The sequence below is a fragment of the Helicobacteraceae bacterium genome (genome assembly GCA_031258155.1).
Lineage (GTDB): Bacteria > Campylobacterota > Campylobacteria > Campylobacterales > SZUA-545 > JAIRNH01.
In genome coordinates this window covers 22,911-39,998 of sequence record JAIRNH010000019.1, presented here as the reverse complement: position 1 = coordinate 39,998, position 17,088 = coordinate 22,911, and the positions used below count along the sequence as shown (strand labels likewise).

The following is a 17,088-nucleotide window of genomic DNA, read 5'->3' as shown; positions in this document are numbered from 1 at the left end:
AAAGGCGAAAATAAATATGGGTCGCCGCCTCCGCCAAACTCGCCGCGAATATTATGTCGCGTTTGGATTCGCTTTATGCATAGCGGCGGCTTTTGCGTTTTACTATTACGAGGCGATTATAAATAAAGCGATCGCCGATTAGAAAACGGGCGCGTTTTACGAAGTTTCCGTTTTCACGCGCAGATCGAGTTGCGGGAATGGGATAGCGATATTCGCCTCGTTTAGCGCGTCGTAGATCAGCGGTAGAAAATCATAGTCATACGGAACGGGATCGTTAATCCCCGTGCCGATATAGACGACCAGAACGAAGTTCAACGCGCTATCGCCTAACGAGACAAGCCGCGCGGAGAGCGGTTTTGATCGCTCGTATTTAAGATCGCTCGATTCAACTTTTGCGATCACGACGCGCTTTACCTCGTCTATAATGCTTCCGTAAGCGACGCTAAAGGGGATTATGATCCGCCGAACGCCGTCGCTAAACGATAGATTGACGATATTTTGCGTGATAAAAGTCTGATTCGGGACGATAATCTCGATATTATCGCTCGTAATAATGGCGGTCGATCGCATATTGATCTGCCTGACCCAGCCGCGTTCTTTGGTCGGAAGCTCTATCAGATCGCCCACTCGTATCGTCTTTTCAAAGAGCAGAATTATTCCGCTGACGAAATTAGAGACGATATTTTGCAGACCAAAGCCCACGCCTACCGAGATCGCGCCCGCGATCACGGCGAGCGCCGAAAGATTTACGCCAAGCGCGGACAAACCGATAAAGATAGCGCCGATTACGATCGCGTAGTAGCCGATACTGGAGATCAGTTGTCTGTTTTCGCGGGTTAGTTGCGATAACGACGCGATCCGCCGCCGAAACAGCCGCCCTAGGAAAAAGCCGAACCAGAAAACAAAAACGAACTTAAATATGCCCAGCGCGGATATATGCGCGTCGCCTATATCCAAAAAAACATAGTTAAGATACTCCCAAATCTTATCAATCCATTCGCCCATCGCTCAGCCTCAGATTCATTTTTAAGCCGTCCGCGCCGCGCGGATAGTAGGCTTTTATAAGCGCGATTTTACGAAACCCAAACTTTTCATAGAGCGCGATCGCGGCGCTATTGTCGATCCTAACCTCCAAAAACAGCCGTTTTTTATCAAGCGACTTTGCGTGCGCGATCGCGTTTTCAAGCAACGCGCGCCCTATGCCAAGCCTATGATAAACGGGATCGACTCCAAGCGCGTAAAGCCTAGCCCAATCTCTGGTTTTTGCCGTGAAAACCAGCGCGTAGCCCGCGATCGCGCCGTCGATAACCGCTTTGATTAGATAGTTTTCGCGCGTTAGGTGATAGCGAAAAGCGCGTCTGTTTAAGCGCCAGTCGTCAAGCGTAAAACAGCGGTTTTCAAGCGCCGCAAGGGAGGATAAATCGTCTATAGAGGCTCTGGTAATCGTTCGGTTTTCGCTCATTTTCATCGTCGGCGTTAAAGTCTCGCGTCGTTTTGAGGCTTGTTTGCCTATAATCGCGCGCAAAAGTTTATCCGTTTTGGAGTTTTAGCCCGATGATTGTAACTCGTTTCGCCCCGTCGCCCACGGGGTTTTTGCATATCGGCGGTTTAAGAACGGCGCTGTTTTCCTACCTTTGGGCGCGTAAAAACGGCGGCAAGTTTCTGCTTAGGATCGAGGATACCGATCTAGCGCGCAATAGCGAGGCGGCTACGAAGGCGATCTTAGAGGCTTTCGAGTGGGCGGGTATGGAGTATGACGGCGCGATCGAGTATCAATCCAAGCGATTTAACATTTACGCCGAATATATACAAAAACTGCTCGATCGCGGCGAGGCGTATTACTGCTATATGACCAAGGAGGAGTTAGACGCTCTGCGCGAAGATCAGCAAAAACGCGGCGAAAGACCGCGTTACGACGGTCGTTACAGAAACGGCGATCTGCCGCCGCGCGAAGGCATCGCTCCCGTTGTTCGGATCAAAGCGCCGCTAAGCGGCTCGATCGCCTTTGAGGACGGGATCAAAGGAGCGGTGGAGTTTGACGCCAGCCAGCTAGACGATTTTATCATCGCCCGATCAGACCAAACGCCCACGTATAACTTTGTTGTGGCGATCGACGACTATCTAACGGGCGTAACCTGCGTGATAAGGGGCGACGATCACCTCTCCAACGCGCCCAAACAGATCGTAGTCTATCGCGCTTTCGGTTGGGATACGCCTAAGTTTTACCATGTGCCGATGATCCTAAACGCCGAAGGCAAAAAACTCAGCAAACGCGACGGCGCGACCGACGTTATGGAGTATAAAAAGGCGGGCTATCTGCCCGAAGCGTTGCTAAATTTCCTTGTGCGCTTAGGCTGGAGCTGGGGCGATCAAGAGATATTTAGCCGCGAGGAGATGCTACGCTTTTTCGATCCATCGCAGATCAACAAGTCCGCTTCGGCGTTTAACGCGAGCAAACTATTGTGGATTAACCACGAGCATATCAAGGCGCTAAGCGACGAGCGGTTAATCGAGTCGCTAAAGGCGGATTTCGATCTGGATTTAAGCGGCTTTGAAAACCGATCGGCGCTGTTGCGACTTTGCAAAGAAAAGGCGCAAACGCTAGAGGCGCTAGCGCGAGAGGCAAGAAAGTTCGTTTCGCGCCCAAGCGGCTACGAAGAAAAGGATTTGCCGATCGTTACGACGGAGTCGATCGCGATCGCGCTAAAGTTTTTAGATTTCGCGCGGGGCAAGGAGAGCGCGCATAAGGCGATAGAGGAGTTTTTGCAAATCGAAAACCTTAAAATGCCGCAACTCGCCAAGCCGCTTAGAATCGCGATTTTTGGGTCGGCGACAGGCGCTAGTCTGGACGCGACATTAGACATTTTGGGGCTAGACGAAGCAAAAATTAGGGTAAATTTGCTGCTAGAATGCGTGAAATAAAATATTTCTGTTCTACAATTACGTCGATATATACGGACAAAAAGGGACACTCCTGTGCGTAGAAGGGATTTTTTGGCGTTGTCGCTTGGAGCGGCGGCGGCGATCGGTTGCGTGGCTAACAGAAACGCCGCTTTGATCGAGCGAGCCAAAATCGCTCAAGCGCTTTCGCCGGTTACGCCAAGCGAGGAAGAGTTCGTTTCGGACGAGACCGACGAAACTATAGAAGACGGCATAGGCGCCGATACGCCAAAAGATCATCTAGCGATTATCGAGGAGGCGCAAAACCTAAAGCCCGTCGTAGCCGAAGGCGAAGAGTTAGAGGCGCTTAAAGCGACGTTTGCGCGCTTAAGTAGCGTTCAGAAATATATCGGTTTTGGCAATTTTAACGTTATCAGTTTTGACGCGATGATCAGCGTGGCGAAAACCTCTAACGCGATCGGCGCTTTTACGCAAAAAGAGCTGGACTATCTTGAGGCGCTCTTTTTTCGCGACGCGAAAGAATACGGCTTTTTCGGCTCTAAAGTAACCGACAGCTTAACCTCCGTTATCACGCAAAAAGATATTTTCAAAGCGCCGCATACGGGACACTTCCTTTATAAAGGGCAGGCGGCGAAGGTTTATGAGAGCGTCAAAAAGGATATTGGCGACACGATAATAATGACCAGCGGCGTGCGCGGCGTTCCCAAACAATTTTACCTGTTTTTAGCGAAAACGTTGCAGTGTAAAGGCGACTACTCCGAAGCCTCGCACTCATTGGCGCCGGCGGGTTACTCCTATCATGGGATCGGCGATTTCGACGTGGGCAAAATAGGTTTTGGCGAAAAGAACTTTACGCAGGATTTCGCGCAAACCGAAGAGTATGAAAAACTTATGCAGCTTGGATATATAGCGATCCGCTACCCCAGAGGAAACCCTTACGGCGTATATTTTGAGCCGTGGCATGTCGAGGTGGTCTAAGAGGCGGGCGCGCTTGTTTTGAACAAACGCGAATTAATTGGCAAAAACGACGCGCCCGTTGCAAGCCAAGTTTAGCGGCTAGGTTGCGCGCGCAAAACGTTTATCGGGCTAAACGCGCCAATATCTTTTACCGTCGTCGCGCCAAGGCGACGGCTTGCAAGCGAAGTCTATCGGCTTTTGTATATTTAACCGCGATCGCAAGGTTGTGTAGGCGAGACTAATTTTAATCGCGCCGCGAGTTTACGGCTTTGCCGTTTCGTCCGCCATAAGATTTCGCGGGTAAAGCGCGCCGTTTTTGACCGTATATACCTCGTCGCAGCGAGAGAGCGTGCTTAAGCGGTGCGCGACGACAAGAAGCGTTTTGTTTTTCGCCGCGTCGTAGATCTCGTCCATAATTTTCGCTTCGGTTTCGTTATCCAGCGCGCTTGTCGCTTCGTCCAACACTAAAACGTCGGGGTTTCCGTATAGCGCGCGGGCGATCGCGATTCTCTGTTTTTGCCCGCCGCTAAGCAGAATGCCGCCGTCGCCCACGCGGGTTTTAACGCCCTCGTGTTGAAGCAGAAAATCGTAGATGTTGGCTTGGCGCAAAACGTGCGTAACTCCCTCCTCGTCGTAAGGCTTCCCAAAAGCTACATTCTCGGCTACGCTTCCGTCAAACAGATAAACGTCTTGCGGAATATATCCGATCTTTTTGCGCCAATTTTTGATATTTTCGCGCGTTAAAGCCTCGCCGTCGATTAAGATCGCGCCGCTTTGCGGCTCGTAAACGCCGCAAATTAGATCGACAAGCGTGCTTTTGCCGCCGCCGCTTGCGCCGCAAAAACCTATTTTTCGCCCTTTTGGAATCGTCAGCGTCAGCTTATTTATAATCGGTTTTTTCGGATCGAAACGAAAGCCAATATCTTGCAACGCTATCTCTTTCGCAAAAGATACGGGCGCGTCGCCCTCTTTTGGCGCGTCCGCCCTCAGATCGCTAAACACGAGCAGCAAAGCGTGCCGATACGATTGAATCTCGTTAAAAGCGGATGTAATGCGTTGCGCGGAGGGCAACAGGCGGTATAAAATCAGCGCGAACATCGAAACGATCGGCACGATAGCCGAAGCGTCTTGGTATCTGGCGATCACATAGATAACCAAAGAACACAAGACGACAAAACCTAGCGTCTCGATCGAGATGCGCGGCAGAGCGCTTAGCGTCTGAACGGCGACGCTATTTTTCCATAATTGCGCGCCGCGGTTTGAAAACCCGTCCGCGATCTCTGGCGCGTTCCCCGTTATCTTGATAAATTTGAAATTGCCGAATGCCGATTGAAGCGTCTCGTGCATAACGGTATTTATATTGGAACTCCTAACGCCCATTTTATGAATGCGCCTAGAGATCGCCTTTAGCACGATCGCGATTTTCACGATCAAAATCGCGCTTAAAACAAGCGTAATTTTCCAATGCGCAAACCATGCGGTCGCGTAAAGCGCGATAAACACAAATAGCTCGGCAAATAAAGCCAAAAGCGCCCTTAGTAAACTAGCGATCGCTTGAGAATTGACCATAACGCTTTTAACGAGTTTGCCCGCGTTTTGCCGCGCGAAATCGGCGTAACTAAGCTCCAGCGTTTTAACGAAAAGCCGTCTTTTGATATCTTCGCCCGCGCCGACGGCAAAACGGGCGGATAAGTAGGCGTGGACAAACAAAAGCGCGGCGCGAAAGAGATAGAAGGCGATCAACGCCAACCCAAAGGCGATAACAAACTCCGCCGCGTTCTGAAAGCCGAAAAAGTCCGCGACCGCTTTGTAGCGAGCGTCGGCTTGGACAATCGACGGATTAGTAGCCGCCGCTACAAACGGCATAATCGCCCCAAGCCCGATCGTCTCCGCCAGCGCGAGCGCCGTGCTGAGAAAAACGAGCAAGATAGAGAAAATTTTTCTTCTTTTTCCAAAAATAAACGATAGTTGTTTAAAAAAATCCCGCATTTGCTTGTTTTCTAATTTGTTTGTAATTGTAAGTCCGCTATGCTTACGAGTTATGAAGTACTTTGAGGCTACCCTTATTGCACGGGGCAAAAAAGAGGTGCATAACTTTTTGGCGGTAGATCGCAAAGAGGCGATGAGCATCGCCCAAAGCGGCGGTATGGTGGTGCAGGTTAAAGAGGTGGCGATGCCGCTCGTCACTCGTCTGCAGGTGCTAAAGGATCAGATCGAAAGCAAGATATTTACCGGTCCGGTCAACGCGCAGGAATGGATTGTGTCGATACGGCAGATGGGAGTTATGCTAAACGCCGGCATTTCGCTTTCCGACGCGCTGGGCGAAGCGGCAAGCGCGTCGCAGGATAAGAAAATTAAACGAATCTTATTTCAGGCGCTTGAAGACGTGGAGGCGGGTTTTAGCCTGTCCGCTTCGCTGGAAAAAAGCAGAGCGCAAATAGGCTCGATCTCTATGGCGCTGGTTACGCTAGGCGAAAAAACGGGTACGCTAGCCGAATCGCTAATGAAACTCGCCGACATGGTCGAGGAGATTCGCGATAACCGCTCGAAGGTGAAAAAGGCGGTCAGAATGCCTTCGATTACGCTGATCGCGATGGCGGCGGCTTTCGTGGTGCTGATTATGGTGGTCGTGCCTAAGTTTCAATCCGTATTCAACAAACTCGGCGCGGATTTGCCCATGCCTACGTTGGCTCTAATCGCGACGGAACGTTTTCTAACCGGATACTGGATTCATATGATAGTCGCTATTGCCGCGCTGGTTTTCGCGCATGGTTGGGCGATGAAAAACCGTCCCAAATACCAGCTTACCTTCGATCGATATATTATGAAGGTATATCTGATCGGTAGCATGATGAGTCTTGGCTTTTACAGCAGATTTATGATGATCTTCGGTCAGTTGATCAAATCGGGCATCCCGTTGACAGAGGCGATGGCTACGTCCGCCGGCACGATTGAAAACAGCTACGTTTGTTTGAAACTCGCCGAAGCGGGAAGAGGTATCGGACAGGGCAAACAACTATCCACCGCGCTTGAGGAGACCGCGCTGTTTGAGCCGATGGTGTTGCAGATGGTCAGATCGGGCGAATCGAGCGGCGAGCTAGACACGATGCTAGAACGTATCGGCGAATACTATCGAATGCGCTTCAATCACCTAATCGACAACTTCTCGGCTTTGCTAGAGCCGATCTTGTTGCTATTTATCGGCGGTCTTGTATTGTTTATCGCGCTAGGCATTATGCTACCGATGTGGGATATATCCAACGCCGCTATGGGAAGAAACAGATAAAAGCGCGGAATTAGACTATTTTGGGCAGGACTCTTTCAGGCATTCAGCCTTCGGGCGCGTTTCATATAGGCAACTATTTTGGAATGATCGCCCAGCTTGTAAAGGCGCAGGAAAACGAGGACGTTTTCGCCTTTATCGCCAACTATCACGCGATGACGAGCGTCTTTGATGGCGCTCGTCTAGCGGAGCAAACTCGCGAGGCGGCGATCGCTTTTTTGAGCCTTGGAATCGATCCCGCGCGATCGACCTTTTGGCTTCAAAGCGCCGTCGCGGAGACGCTGGAGCTGTATTGGATACTAAGCCAACATACGCCGATCGGTCTTTTGGAGCGCGCGCACAGCTACAAGGATAAGATCGCCAAAGGTCTTTCGCCCTCGCACGGCTTATTTAGCTATCCCGTTTTGATGGCGGCGGATATTCTGCTATACGATACGGACGTCGTGCCTGTCGGCAAAGATCAGATTCAACATGTGGAGATCGCCCGCGACATAGCGATCAAGTTTAACAACGCGGTCGGTTGCGATCTGTTGCGACTGCCCGATTTTCGCGCGGAGGAGAGCGTAGCCCTCGTGCCGGGCATAGACGGCGCTAAGATGAGTAAGAGCTACGGCAACACGATCGATATTTTTACCGATCGCAAAACGCTAGAGAGACGAATCAAGCAGATCGTAACCGCTCCCGTATCGCTCGACGAGCCAAAAAAATGGGAGGGCGACGCGGTTTATCAACTATGCGCGCTTTTTTTGGACGAAAGAGGCAAAGCGGCGTTGCGGTCGCGCTATGAAAGAGGCGGCGAAGGACACGGTCATTTCAAAGCCTATTTGACCGATCTGATATGGGATTATTTCGCCGACGCGCGCGCTAAATACGACGAGCTAAAACGCGAGCCTTCCAAAGCGGATAAAGCGCTGGCGATCGGAGCGGGTAAAGCCCGCGCGATCGCAAAAGCGAAAATGGCGAAGATACGATCCGCCGTCGGCGTTATCTAAAGTTTTACGAATACCGATTCCTTAACAAGCCGAACGCGAATTTTTGATCGCGGTAGGCAAATTCGATTGATAGCTTATATCGGAGCGGCTTGCGCGCTTTTTGATCCTAGTTGCCGTAAAGGCGCCTCATAGCGCATATAATAGTCGTTAATTCGATCGCGCGGCGATCCGAAGGAAAATAATTTAAGGTTTAATTAAACAGGAGAAATTATGAAATACTTTTTTATCGTTTTATTAGCCGCCGCGACGCTTGGTTGCGCGCCGAAAGTCGATTACCGCGCGGAAATCGCGAGCAAAGAGTGGCGTCTTGTCGAAATTAAACAAGGAGAGAACGGCGTTAAAATCGACCGCGCGAAACTTGCCGACGAAGGTTTCGCAAACGCGTTTATCGTCGTTTTTGAAAACGATCGCTTAGCCGGCGCGGGAACGGCTAACCGTTTTTTCGCCTCGTACGCGATCGAGACGGACGCGATAAATATCTCGACCGTCGCCTCTACGCGAGCGGCGCCAATTAAAGAGCCTAAGGCGTTAAAAGAGCGCGAATTTTTTTCGCTACTACGAAACGCCGCCCAATGGAGACTAAACGCGGGCAAGCTAGAACTTTCAACTAAAAACGCCGGCGGCGGGGCGGCTACGCTGGTTTTTGAGGGCGTGTAACGCCGCCGCTTTCGTTTATCGCGTTTAGCGGCGCCCTATCCTTTTAAATGGGCGCGTAAGGAATGAAAATTGCTAACGTTCGGCTAATTAGCGAACAAAGGGAGGCGAAATATGGCGTTTCTAAACTCGTTTGACATAAGCGGCTACGGACTTTCGGCGCAACGATTTCGCCTAAATCTTATCAGCGCGAATATAGCCAACGCCAATACGACTCGCACCGACGAAGGCGGTCCGTATCGCCGACAAACCGTCGTTTTTAAAGCGACGGATTTTGATAAACGCTTGAACTCCCAACTAGCAAAAAATACTCGTCCCCTAGGCTACGAAGACCCGCTCGACGAGGAGCTAGGATACGAGCGCAAACTAAATCCCGCTATAATGAGCGTAATTGTGGATAAGGTCGTTCGCGACGATAGAGCGCCGATAATGCGCTACGAGCCTACGCATCCGGACGCGAACAAAGACGGTTACGTTGCCTATCCCAACGTTAATCCGGTGGTGGAAATGGCCGATATGATTGAAGCGAGTCGGGCGTATCAAGCGAACGCGGCGGCGTTCCAAAGCGCTAAAACGCTCGCTAATAGCGCGATTGAGATGATGAGAGCGTAAAAAATAGGATTTGGCGATGGCGGATTTACTTAATAAAATTGGCGAGATACTCCCAAAAGAGCTAGGCAGAACGCCCGCAAAAATCGGGGAGAGCGGCTCTCTGAGTTTTGCCGATCTGCTTAAAAACTCGTTTGAGGAAACTAACCTATTGCAAGAAGAGGGCGAAAAAGCCGCTACAGACATAGCGACCGGAACCGTCAAAGACCTGCATCAAGCGGCAATCGCTCTAGGCAAAGCCGAAAGCGGCATGAAACTAATGCTTGAAATCCGCAATAAAGCTATAAGCGCGTATAGAGAGATTATCCGCACGCAAATGTAATCGTGGAAAAAACCGGCAAAATCCTCGCGATCTTTTTGTTCATCTGCTTCTTTTTTATCGTCTTTTTCGCGAGCGTCGTTCGCGCGCTAAAGCAAGAGAGCCTAGATCGCGACTACCTCAAAACCGAAACGATTCCTTCCTATCGCGGCGCGATCGTAACGTCGGACTGGCGCACCTTAGCGCAGAGCGATCGGCGCTTCAACGTAGCTTTCGACGGGCGCGACGCGGAAAACAAGCCGCTGATCGCCAAAATGGTCGCGCTGTTCACAGGCAAGAGCGAAGCGGATATTATGGAACTTCTTAATCGCGACGCGCGCGTCTATCTAGCCAAAGAGCTAAACGCGCTGGAGGCGAAAAATATGCAACGCCTCTCCGCCGAGCTAGATCGCAAAGGCGCTTTTAAAACCGTTATACCCAATTCGACCCCCGTTAGACGAGGACTTGAGATCGTTCCGGCGGAGCCGTCGCAGGCGCGTCTTTACGAATACGGCTCTTTGGCGCAACCGATCGTGGGCTACGTGAAAAAATCTAGCGGCGAAGGGGATATGGGGCTGGAGAGGTTCTACGAATCCAAACTCAAACCTTTAAGAGAGGGCGCTTTTCGCGCGTCGCGCGACGCGGGCGGCAATATGATCTATAACAACCATTTGCAATATACGCCCTCAAAAAACGGTTTTGGCTTGCAACTGACGATCGACGCGTTTTTTCAATACGATTTAGAGCGGCTTTTAGACAAAGCGCAAGCGGAATACGACGCGACGGAGATTTTATGCGCGGTCATGGAAAGCGACACGGGACGGCTTATCGCGCTTGCCACCAGCGCCCGCTACGACGCGGAAAACATCACCCCCGAAACTCTGCCGAACGCGAGAATAAACGCCGTGCAATATCCTTTCGAGCCGGGAAGCGTGATGAAACCGTTTATCGTCGCGCTACTATTCGAGGAGGGGATCGCGGGGCAGTTCGATCTGGTGCGCGGTTACAACGGCAGATGGACGCTTGGCAAAGACGTAATCACGGACACCGCGCCGCGCGAGTGGTTCAGCGTCGAGGACGTAATCGTCTATTCCAGCAATATCGGAATCGCGCAGCTTGCTATGCGTCTTAGCGAGTATAAACTATTCGACGGCTTAACCGCGTTTGGCTTTTCGCGCCCGACGGGAATCGATCTGCCTTACGAATCGTTAGGCTCGCTTGCGGGATTGCACCGCTACCGCGCCGACATATACCGCGCCACTACCGGTTACGGCTACGGACTGCGCGTAACTTTTATACAGCTATTAAAAGCCTACAACGTGTTCAACAACAACGGCGCGATGGTTTCGCCGCGCCTTGTCGATCGCCTAATTGGCGACGGCGCGCCGCCGCTCGATAGCGAGCCAAGCGCGAGAGTCGTAAGCGAAGCGACGGCTATGAAAATGTTGCAGATACTGCGCAAAACCGTTCTTAGAGGCTCGGCTAAAACCGCCGCGATCGACGGCGTTTTTATTGCGGGCAAGACCGGCACGGCGCGCATAGCCAGCGGCGGCGGCTACAAAGACGACTACCACAACAGCTTCTTTGGCTTTGCCAACGACGGCGAAAGACGCTATTCGATTGGCGTTTTAGTGATCGACCCTAAGAAAAAACAAAGCGCCAGCCAGAGCGCCGCGCCGATCTTCGCCGATACCGCGCGCCTGCTGATTCGTCATAACCGACTAACGATAAAATAACGCTATGGCAAGACACCTAACAACTACGACGGATTTAACCGACGACGAGATAGAGGCGATTTTTGACGAAGCCAGCGGCTATCTTAACGGCGAAACCAACCAAAAGTTGCGCGGCAAACTGGTAATAAACATCTTTTTTGAAAATTCCACGCGCACCCGTAGCAGTTTCGAGGTAGCCTCGAGAAGGCTTGGCGCGGAGGTGGTGAGCCTCGACGTGGCAAGTAGCAGCGAATCCAAAGGCGAAACGATACACGATACCGCCGCCAATCTCGACGCGATGGGCGCGAGCGCGATCGTGGTCAGGCATAAAAACGCGGGCGCGCCCAAACTTCTTTCCAAATTCGTTAAAGCGAGCGTTATAAACGGGGGCGACGGCGCGCACGCGCACCCCACGCAAGCGCTGCTAGACCTGTTTACCCTGCGTCAGGCGATCGGCGACGTGCGCGGCAAAAAAATTCTGATCGCGGGCGATATTAGAAACTCCCGCGTGGCAAACAGCAATATCAAGCTGCTAACGCGCTTTGGAATGCGGGTGGTTTTGGCGGCGCCTCCCCATTTTTTGCCCAAGCGCTCCAATATAAAAACGACATGGAATATCCGCGACGAGCTAGACGGCGCGAGCGCTATTATGTCGTTAAGAACCCAAACCGAACGACACGAAAGACCGATCTACGCCAGCCTTAGCGATTACGCGGCAAACTTCAAGATCACAAAAGAGCTATTAGGCGATCGAAATATCTTTATTATGCATCCCGGACCCGTTCATCGCAACGTTGATCTGGAGGACTGCGTATTAAGCGATCCCAGATCGCTAGTTTTGCGGCAGGTGCACAACGGCGTGGCGGTAAGAATGGCTATATTAAGCAAATTTGTTTTGGAGTATTAAGATGATTAACAAAATTATTAAAGACGGCGAATTCGCCGAAATGATCGCAGAACATTGCGCGGATATATTAGACTATTTGATCCTCGCGGGAACGTCGTTTGGAATATTATGCGATCTAAACGAGATCGTCTTTGACCCGCCGCTTCCGGAAAGCCTAAACCAATCTTTCAAGCCGCTAACGCTTTTTGTGCTGTCCGACTATACGCTAGAAAGCGCCGAGATTGACGAAGATACGCTTACGTTAAGTTTTGAGGCGGGCTTTGGCGAGCAGAATTTCGGTTCGGTCGTCAGCGCTCCGATCGACTCGATTATTCAGATTTTGGTCGAGGATACGGCGATTTTTCTTAACCTTTCGGCGTTGCCGCAAAATCGCAAAGTCAAACCTTCGCGGACAAATACGGGCGGCGACGCTTCGGCGGATCGCAGTATGCAAAGTTTTTTAGACAACCCCGAAAACAAAAGGTTTTTTAAGAAGTAGTTTCATGTTTTGCCGCCTTTATCTCGACGGCGACGATCGCTCGCTCGCATAAACGCGACCCGCGTTCTAAAAGGCGACGCAAGGCGCGGCGGGAGAAACGCCCGATCGCTTTAACGCCTTGCGAGAAACGCCAAGTTTTTCGCGCCGCCCCGATATTTCGCAACGCCTAATCTGTGGATTCCCGCTTTCGCGGGTATGACGAGAGGGGGCGCAAAATAATAAATAGCGCGATCGTTGGAGGGCGCGACTTGCGATAGAACGAATTGCGCTAGTTACGCGTCGTTTTGCTCCGCGCGTAAGGAGACAAAAACAAGGCGACGTTTGGCGAGAGCGCAAAAACGCTTTCAGGCAAAATCAAAGCGCTGGCGATAAACGGAGAAAAGCAAAACGCGGCAAAGCGAGTAAAAACGAGAGTTACGGCAAAATCGAAACGCGACTAGGCGAGTATAAAACGCGGCGCGACAAACGGACAAAAGTAAAACGCGATTAGGCGAGCGCAAAAAGTAACTTTTGGACTAAATTAAAAGCGGCGCGATTTTAGAAAACCGCAAACAGTTTTGCGCAAACTCGCAAGCGTTTATTGTTGGGCGAACGCGACGAAAAAGGCGCCTAACCGTCTAGGCGAAACGAAACTTCATTTAATTCAAATAGGCGCGACGGATAAATAGCTTGGCTTTAAGAAGTCTCTTTTAACGCCGCTTTCGGCTTAGCGGATCGAGGCTGTGAACCGTCGTATTTCGCAAGGATTTTTAATTGCGTTTCGATCGCGCCTTTGACGCTAAAAAGCCAAAAACGATGAGCGAAAAGGTAGTCTAAATGCTTATCTTTTTGTTCGGTTTCGTTGGTCGGTATTTTTGTGGTGATCTTGGCTATATTGAGTTCCATATTTACCACCATAGAGCGCAGGGCGTCCCAATAGTATTTCATAAATAGCGAATCTTCCAAAATTTTTTTCGCTTTGTCTATCCTCGCGTTAATCGACGCGATCGCGGCGAAATCGCCCTCTTTGATCTGATCGTCTCTGCTTTTTTTCTCCAATTTTGTCGTCAGCTTAACCGTCGCTTTTTGCAAAGGAATAATTGTATCGAGCGCTTTTCGTCCGGTTTTAATCATTGTTTTGATCACGCTTCTTACTTGCGCCTTTTCTTTTTTTACCGTCTTGGCGTCTGCCGGCGGCAAAACAATTCTCTTTTTTACTTTGCTTCGATCGACAAATTCGGCTACAACCTCCGCGAACGGGCGATCGATAGCGCCGTCGATATGGCAGCCGCCCTCCGTGCAGTTGTAGGTAGCCATTCTATGTTTAGCGTCGGATATATTTTGAATGAAAAAATTTCTAAACAACGCCCAAGTGGAGTTTGATCGTATTTTGCCTTTGGCGCCCCAAGCGGGGAAATAGATTTTTTCTTCGGAGTCCATATGTTTTACTACGCTCGGATCGCGATCGCCGAATATATGATCGCCCGCGTGCGTGGTTTTGCCGTCTATGCTATAGGCTAAATCTTGTCCGATTAACGCCGTTTGTTTATAACCGAGCAAAAACGCCAACTCGTAAGCTAGATTTGCCGCGCTCATACCAATGCCCGCGTAGCCGTGCCGATTCAATCCGAAAACCATCATATATCCAAAAGGGCGCATAATCAGACATCTGGTTCCTTTAACCGACTCTATTAAGCGTTTATGCGCTAACGCGCTAATAGCGAAACAGCCGATCTGTTTTTGAAACTCTTCGCTTGTGTTTTCGTAAAATTTTGCCGTTAATTCAACGCGCTCTAAACTTGTAACAATATCGGGAATAATCCCGTGTTTTTCCAGTATCGGCAAGGAGGCGTCCACCGAGATAATGGTCGCGTAATCTTGGATTTCCTTCAAAAGCGGAAGTTGTTTGGTAAGCGAAGGTCCGGTGGCGACGGTTATGGCGAGATCGGAGTTTTTTTGATCGCGCATATCGATAAACGCCGCGTTCTCTATCATAGCGTCGGCGTTTTGCAAGAAATGATCGACGCCGATTAGCGCGTCCTCTAGATCGTTGCCGTGCGTCTTTACGATCTGAACGATCGCGTCGATCATAAATTGATTGATTTTCTCTATCGTCGAATGATAACGGGCGTATATAGGTTGCGTGATAATCAGATCGTAAAGTTTCAGATACACTAGCATATCGTCAAGTTTTAGCAGTTGCATAGCCTTGACAAAATCGACCTTGTTCGCATCGACAATAATTAGCCTTTGCGCGCCTATATCTTGCGAAAAATCGTTGATATGCAACGCGACATATATTAGTTCGATTTCAGGCTCGAAAACAAAGATATGATTAAAACTGCGGTTGCCTAGTAGAGCTTTGAACAGTATCCCGTTTCCGATCCCAAAAAAACACAAAAACGGACGCGCCATATTTGGCGCGAGCTCTTTCAATTTTTCCTCCGTATCGCCGACGGGCGAATCATAAAACGGAATATTGGCGTCGCGATCGAGAATGTTAATATCTATGGGGTCGCTTCCCGCAAAAACCTCAAACCGATCGTTGCCCTCTATTTTTTGCAGTTTGTCCCATAAATCGCTATCCGCTTGGCGCAACGCCGCTAGGTTTTTGCGATAATTATTTACCATAACAAGCTATTGAAGCAGTCTTAATACGTGCTGTTGAATCTGATTGGCTTGACTAAGCGCGAAACTGCCCGATTGCGCTAAAATAGATTGTTTGCTAAAGTTTGCGCTTTCCGCGCCGAAATCTAGATCGCGGATCGTCGATTCGGAACTTTGGACGTTTACCTGCGTATTGGAAACGTTATCGACCGTAACCGTTATCTGATTTTGCACGGCGCCTAGATCGGCGCGAATCTGATCGAGAAGCTCCAGCGCCGCGTCGGCTATATCCATCGTGATCATCGCGCCCTGCCGCGTCGTAACGCCTACGCCCAAGTATTTGCCCGCCGCCGCCGATTGAACGGCGTTGGCGTAAGCGCCGCCCGCCGCGCCCTGTTGCGCGGTGAAATTGCCGATCACGTCCTGCATATTGGTAAAGGCTTGATAGCCGCCCGAATTGATCTTGCCGACAAGCGATCCCGTAGCCTCGTAGTTTATGTCGCGCGCGTTGCTATGCACAAGCGTCAGCCGCCCGTAGTTTTCGTGCGCGGCGGCGCTCGTGGCGCCAAGCCCCGTTAGCGTTCCTCCCGCGCTGGTGGTTACGTATATGCCGCGCCCGTCGCGCGCGGTGAGGTTCAAACGCCCCTCCTCGTCTATGCTGGCATACACGCCCGTTAGCATGGTAAAAGAGTTGATCGCGTTGATCAGATTGCCGTTGCGATCGTTGTCGCTCACGTTATCTACGTCGCCAATCAGCACGCCGTTGATCTCCAACGCCCTGATCGTTCCTTCTTGCACCGCGTTCGCGCCCGTCGATTGCACGTTGTAGGTCGCCCTCGCGCCGATCGCGTCGCTGTATTTGTTGATCGATTCGGCGAGCGCGCCCAAACCCGTTCCCGCGCCGTAGCTAATTTTCACGCTCTCAAGCCGTATAGGCGCGGCGCCCGTGCTACTTTGAAAGGTCAGAACCGTTTCGCTCGCCGCGGTGATAGTCGCCGTCGTCTCAAGCCGCACGCCGCCTATTTTGCTCGCCATCGTGCAACCGATCGAGGCTTTGACCGTTTCGTTGGAATAGGCGCCGATCTGGAACTCTTTATTCACAAAACTGCCCGCGAGCAACTTCATGCCGTTGAAACTCGTTTGAACGGCGATGTTGTTTAGCTGTTCGATCAGGCGGTTAATGTCGCCCTGTATCGCGGTGCGGCTTTTTTGATTTTGCCCGTCCTGCGCGGCTTGGATCGCTTTGGTTTTGATAGTGTCGCATATCTTGATCTGCTCGTCCATAGCTTTGTCGGCGATCTGAATAATGCCGATCGCGTCGTTGGCGTTGCGAATCGCCTGCCCTAACGCGTTAGCTTGGCTTCGCAAGCTATCGGCGATCGCCATGCCGGAGCTGTCGTCCGCCGCTTTGTTGATGCGTAGCCCCGAAGATAGCTTGCTAACCGACTTGTCGATTTCGCGGCTAGTAACCGTCGAATTGACCTGTGCGTTCATCGCCGCGACGTTAGTATTGATCTTTAGAAAGCCCATAGCCTTCGGCTCCTTGACGTGTATTGCAAGCCATCAAGCAGTTTTTATTCCAAAAGCGGCGCCTTGAACCTCCCCGCGCCGCGTTCAAGCGGTTTTAAAAATCATCGCCGGCTTAGCGCTTTTTGCCGTTTAAGCGATTAGCGAGCGCGATATATTCTTGATTCGGCGCGCCTCGCGG

At 50.9% G+C, this 17,088-nt stretch carries 15 protein-coding genes; 10 read left to right on the top strand and 5 right to left on the bottom strand.

Annotation, left to right across the window (positions count from 1 at the left end; translation table 11 throughout):
- Nucleotides 1–156 precede the first annotated feature (156 nt).
- A complete protein-coding gene (locus LBF86_02650; protein MDR0664407.1) occupies nt 157–1,005 on the bottom strand; it encodes a mechanosensitive ion channel in 849 nt (282 codons plus the stop codon).
- A complete protein-coding gene (gene rimI / locus LBF86_02645; GenBank protein ID MDR0664406.1) occupies nt 989–1,525 on the bottom strand; it encodes a ribosomal protein S18-alanine N-acetyltransferase in 537 nt (178 codons plus the stop codon). Before rimI ends, LBF86_02650 begins: the two co-directional genes overlap by 17 nt.
- Nucleotides 1,526–1,554: 29 nt before the next feature.
- Between rimI and gltX the strand changes: the two genes are divergently transcribed.
- Nucleotides 1,555–2,922: a glutamate--tRNA ligase gene (gltX, locus tag LBF86_02640; protein MDR0664405.1), complete on the top strand. Its 1,368-nt coding sequence runs from the start codon at nt 1,555–1,557 to the stop codon at nt 2,920–2,922.
- 54 nt (nt 2,923–2,976) lie between these two features.
- A complete protein-coding gene (locus LBF86_02635; protein MDR0664404.1) occupies nt 2,977–3,879 on the top strand; it encodes a M15 family metallopeptidase in 903 nt (300 codons plus the stop codon).
- A 240-nt stretch (nt 3,880–4,119) separates the two neighbouring features.
- Here LBF86_02635 and LBF86_02630 read toward each other — a convergent pair whose 3' ends face one another.
- Nucleotides 4,120–5,847, bottom strand: coding sequence for an ABC transporter ATP-binding protein/permease (locus LBF86_02630; GenBank protein ID MDR0664403.1), 1,728 nt, complete (start codon nt 5,845–5,847; stop codon nt 4,120–4,122).
- Nucleotides 5,848–5,899: 52 nt separating this feature from the next.
- Here LBF86_02630 and LBF86_02625 point away from each other — a divergent pair, with 52 nt between their 5' ends.
- From LBF86_02625 to LBF86_02590, 8 genes are all read left to right on the top strand, one after another.
- A complete protein-coding gene (locus LBF86_02625; protein MDR0664402.1) occupies nt 5,900–7,144 on the top strand; it encodes a type II secretion system F family protein in 1,245 nt (414 codons plus the stop codon).
- A 20-nt stretch (nt 7,145–7,164) separates the two neighbouring features.
- Complete coding sequence (gene trpS, locus LBF86_02620; protein MDR0664401.1) at nt 7,165–8,133, top strand: tryptophan--tRNA ligase; 969 nt, start codon at nt 7,165–7,167, stop codon at nt 8,131–8,133.
- A gap of 210 nt (nt 8,134–8,343) precedes the next feature.
- Entirely contained in the window at nt 8,344–8,790 is a 447-nt protein-coding gene (locus LBF86_02615; GenBank protein MDR0664400.1) for an META domain-containing protein, read from the top strand.
- 111 nt (nt 8,791–8,901) lie between these two features.
- Nucleotides 8,902–9,399: a flagellar basal body rod protein FlgC gene (flgC, locus tag LBF86_02610; GenBank protein ID MDR0664399.1), complete on the top strand. Its 498-nt coding sequence runs from the start codon at nt 8,902–8,904 to the stop codon at nt 9,397–9,399.
- A gap of 46 nt (nt 9,400–9,445) precedes the next feature.
- Complete coding sequence (fliE, locus tag LBF86_02605; protein ID MDR0664398.1) at nt 9,446–9,718, top strand: flagellar hook-basal body complex protein FliE; 273 nt, start codon at nt 9,446–9,448, stop codon at nt 9,716–9,718.
- A 2-nt stretch (nt 9,719–9,720) separates the two neighbouring features.
- Nucleotides 9,721–11,430 carry a penicillin-binding protein 2 gene (locus tag LBF86_02600; GenBank protein MDR0664397.1) on the top strand — a complete coding sequence of 570 codons (1,710 nt, stop codon included), beginning with the start codon at nt 9,721–9,723 and terminating at the stop codon, nt 11,428–11,430.
- Between the two features lie 4 nt (nt 11,431–11,434).
- A complete protein-coding gene (locus tag LBF86_02595) occupies nt 11,435–12,316 on the top strand; it encodes an aspartate carbamoyltransferase catalytic subunit (GenBank protein ID MDR0664396.1) in 882 nt (293 codons plus the stop codon).
- A 1-nt stretch (nt 12,317) separates the two neighbouring features.
- On the top strand, nt 12,318–12,794 hold the full coding sequence (locus LBF86_02590) for a hypothetical protein (protein MDR0664395.1): 477 nt from the start codon (nt 12,318–12,320) through the stop codon (nt 12,792–12,794).
- Between the two features lie 675 nt (nt 12,795–13,469).
- On the opposite strand, the gene LBF86_02585 is transcribed toward LBF86_02590, so the two are convergent.
- Both LBF86_02585 and LBF86_02580 read right to left on the bottom strand, forming a co-directional pair.
- Nucleotides 13,470–15,404 (bottom strand): DUF115 domain-containing protein, encoded by a 1,935-nt coding sequence (locus LBF86_02585; GenBank protein ID MDR0664394.1) that lies wholly within the window; start codon nt 15,402–15,404, stop codon nt 13,470–13,472.
- Between the two features lie 6 nt (nt 15,405–15,410).
- Entirely contained in the window at nt 15,411–16,910 is a 1,500-nt protein-coding gene (locus LBF86_02580) for a flagellin B (GenBank protein MDR0664393.1), read from the bottom strand.
- Between the last annotated feature and the right edge of the window lie 178 nt (nt 16,911–17,088).

Excerpts from the sequence above, each read along its gene's own strand:
- LBF86_02650 (MDR0664407.1), bottom strand. The coding sequence starts at position 1,005 with ATGGGCGAATGGATTGATAAGATTTGGGAGTATCTTAACTATGTTTTT.
- gltX (MDR0664405.1), top strand. The coding sequence starts at position 1,555 with ATGATTGTAACTCGTTTCGCCCCGTCGCCCACGGGGTTTTTGCATATC.
- LBF86_02630 (MDR0664403.1), bottom strand. The coding sequence starts at position 5,847 with ATGCGGGATTTTTTTAAACAACTATCGTTTATTTTTGGAAAAAGAAGA.
- LBF86_02625 (MDR0664402.1), top strand. The coding sequence starts at position 5,900 with ATGAAGTACTTTGAGGCTACCCTTATTGCACGGGGCAAAAAAGAGGTG.
- LBF86_02615 (MDR0664400.1), top strand. The coding sequence starts at position 8,344 with ATGAAATACTTTTTTATCGTTTTATTAGCCGCCGCGACGCTTGGTTGC.
- flgC (MDR0664399.1), top strand. The coding sequence starts at position 8,902 with ATGGCGTTTCTAAACTCGTTTGACATAAGCGGCTACGGACTTTCGGCG.
- LBF86_02595 (MDR0664396.1), top strand. The coding sequence starts at position 11,435 with ATGGCAAGACACCTAACAACTACGACGGATTTAACCGACGACGAGATA.
- LBF86_02590 (MDR0664395.1), top strand. The coding sequence starts at position 12,318 with ATGATTAACAAAATTATTAAAGACGGCGAATTCGCCGAAATGATCGCA.
- LBF86_02585 (MDR0664394.1), bottom strand. The coding sequence starts at position 15,404 with ATGGTAAATAATTATCGCAAAAACCTAGCGGCGTTGCGCCAAGCGGAT.
- LBF86_02580 (MDR0664393.1), bottom strand. The coding sequence starts at position 16,910 with ATGGGCTTTCTAAAGATCAATACTAACGTCGCGGCGATGAACGCACAG.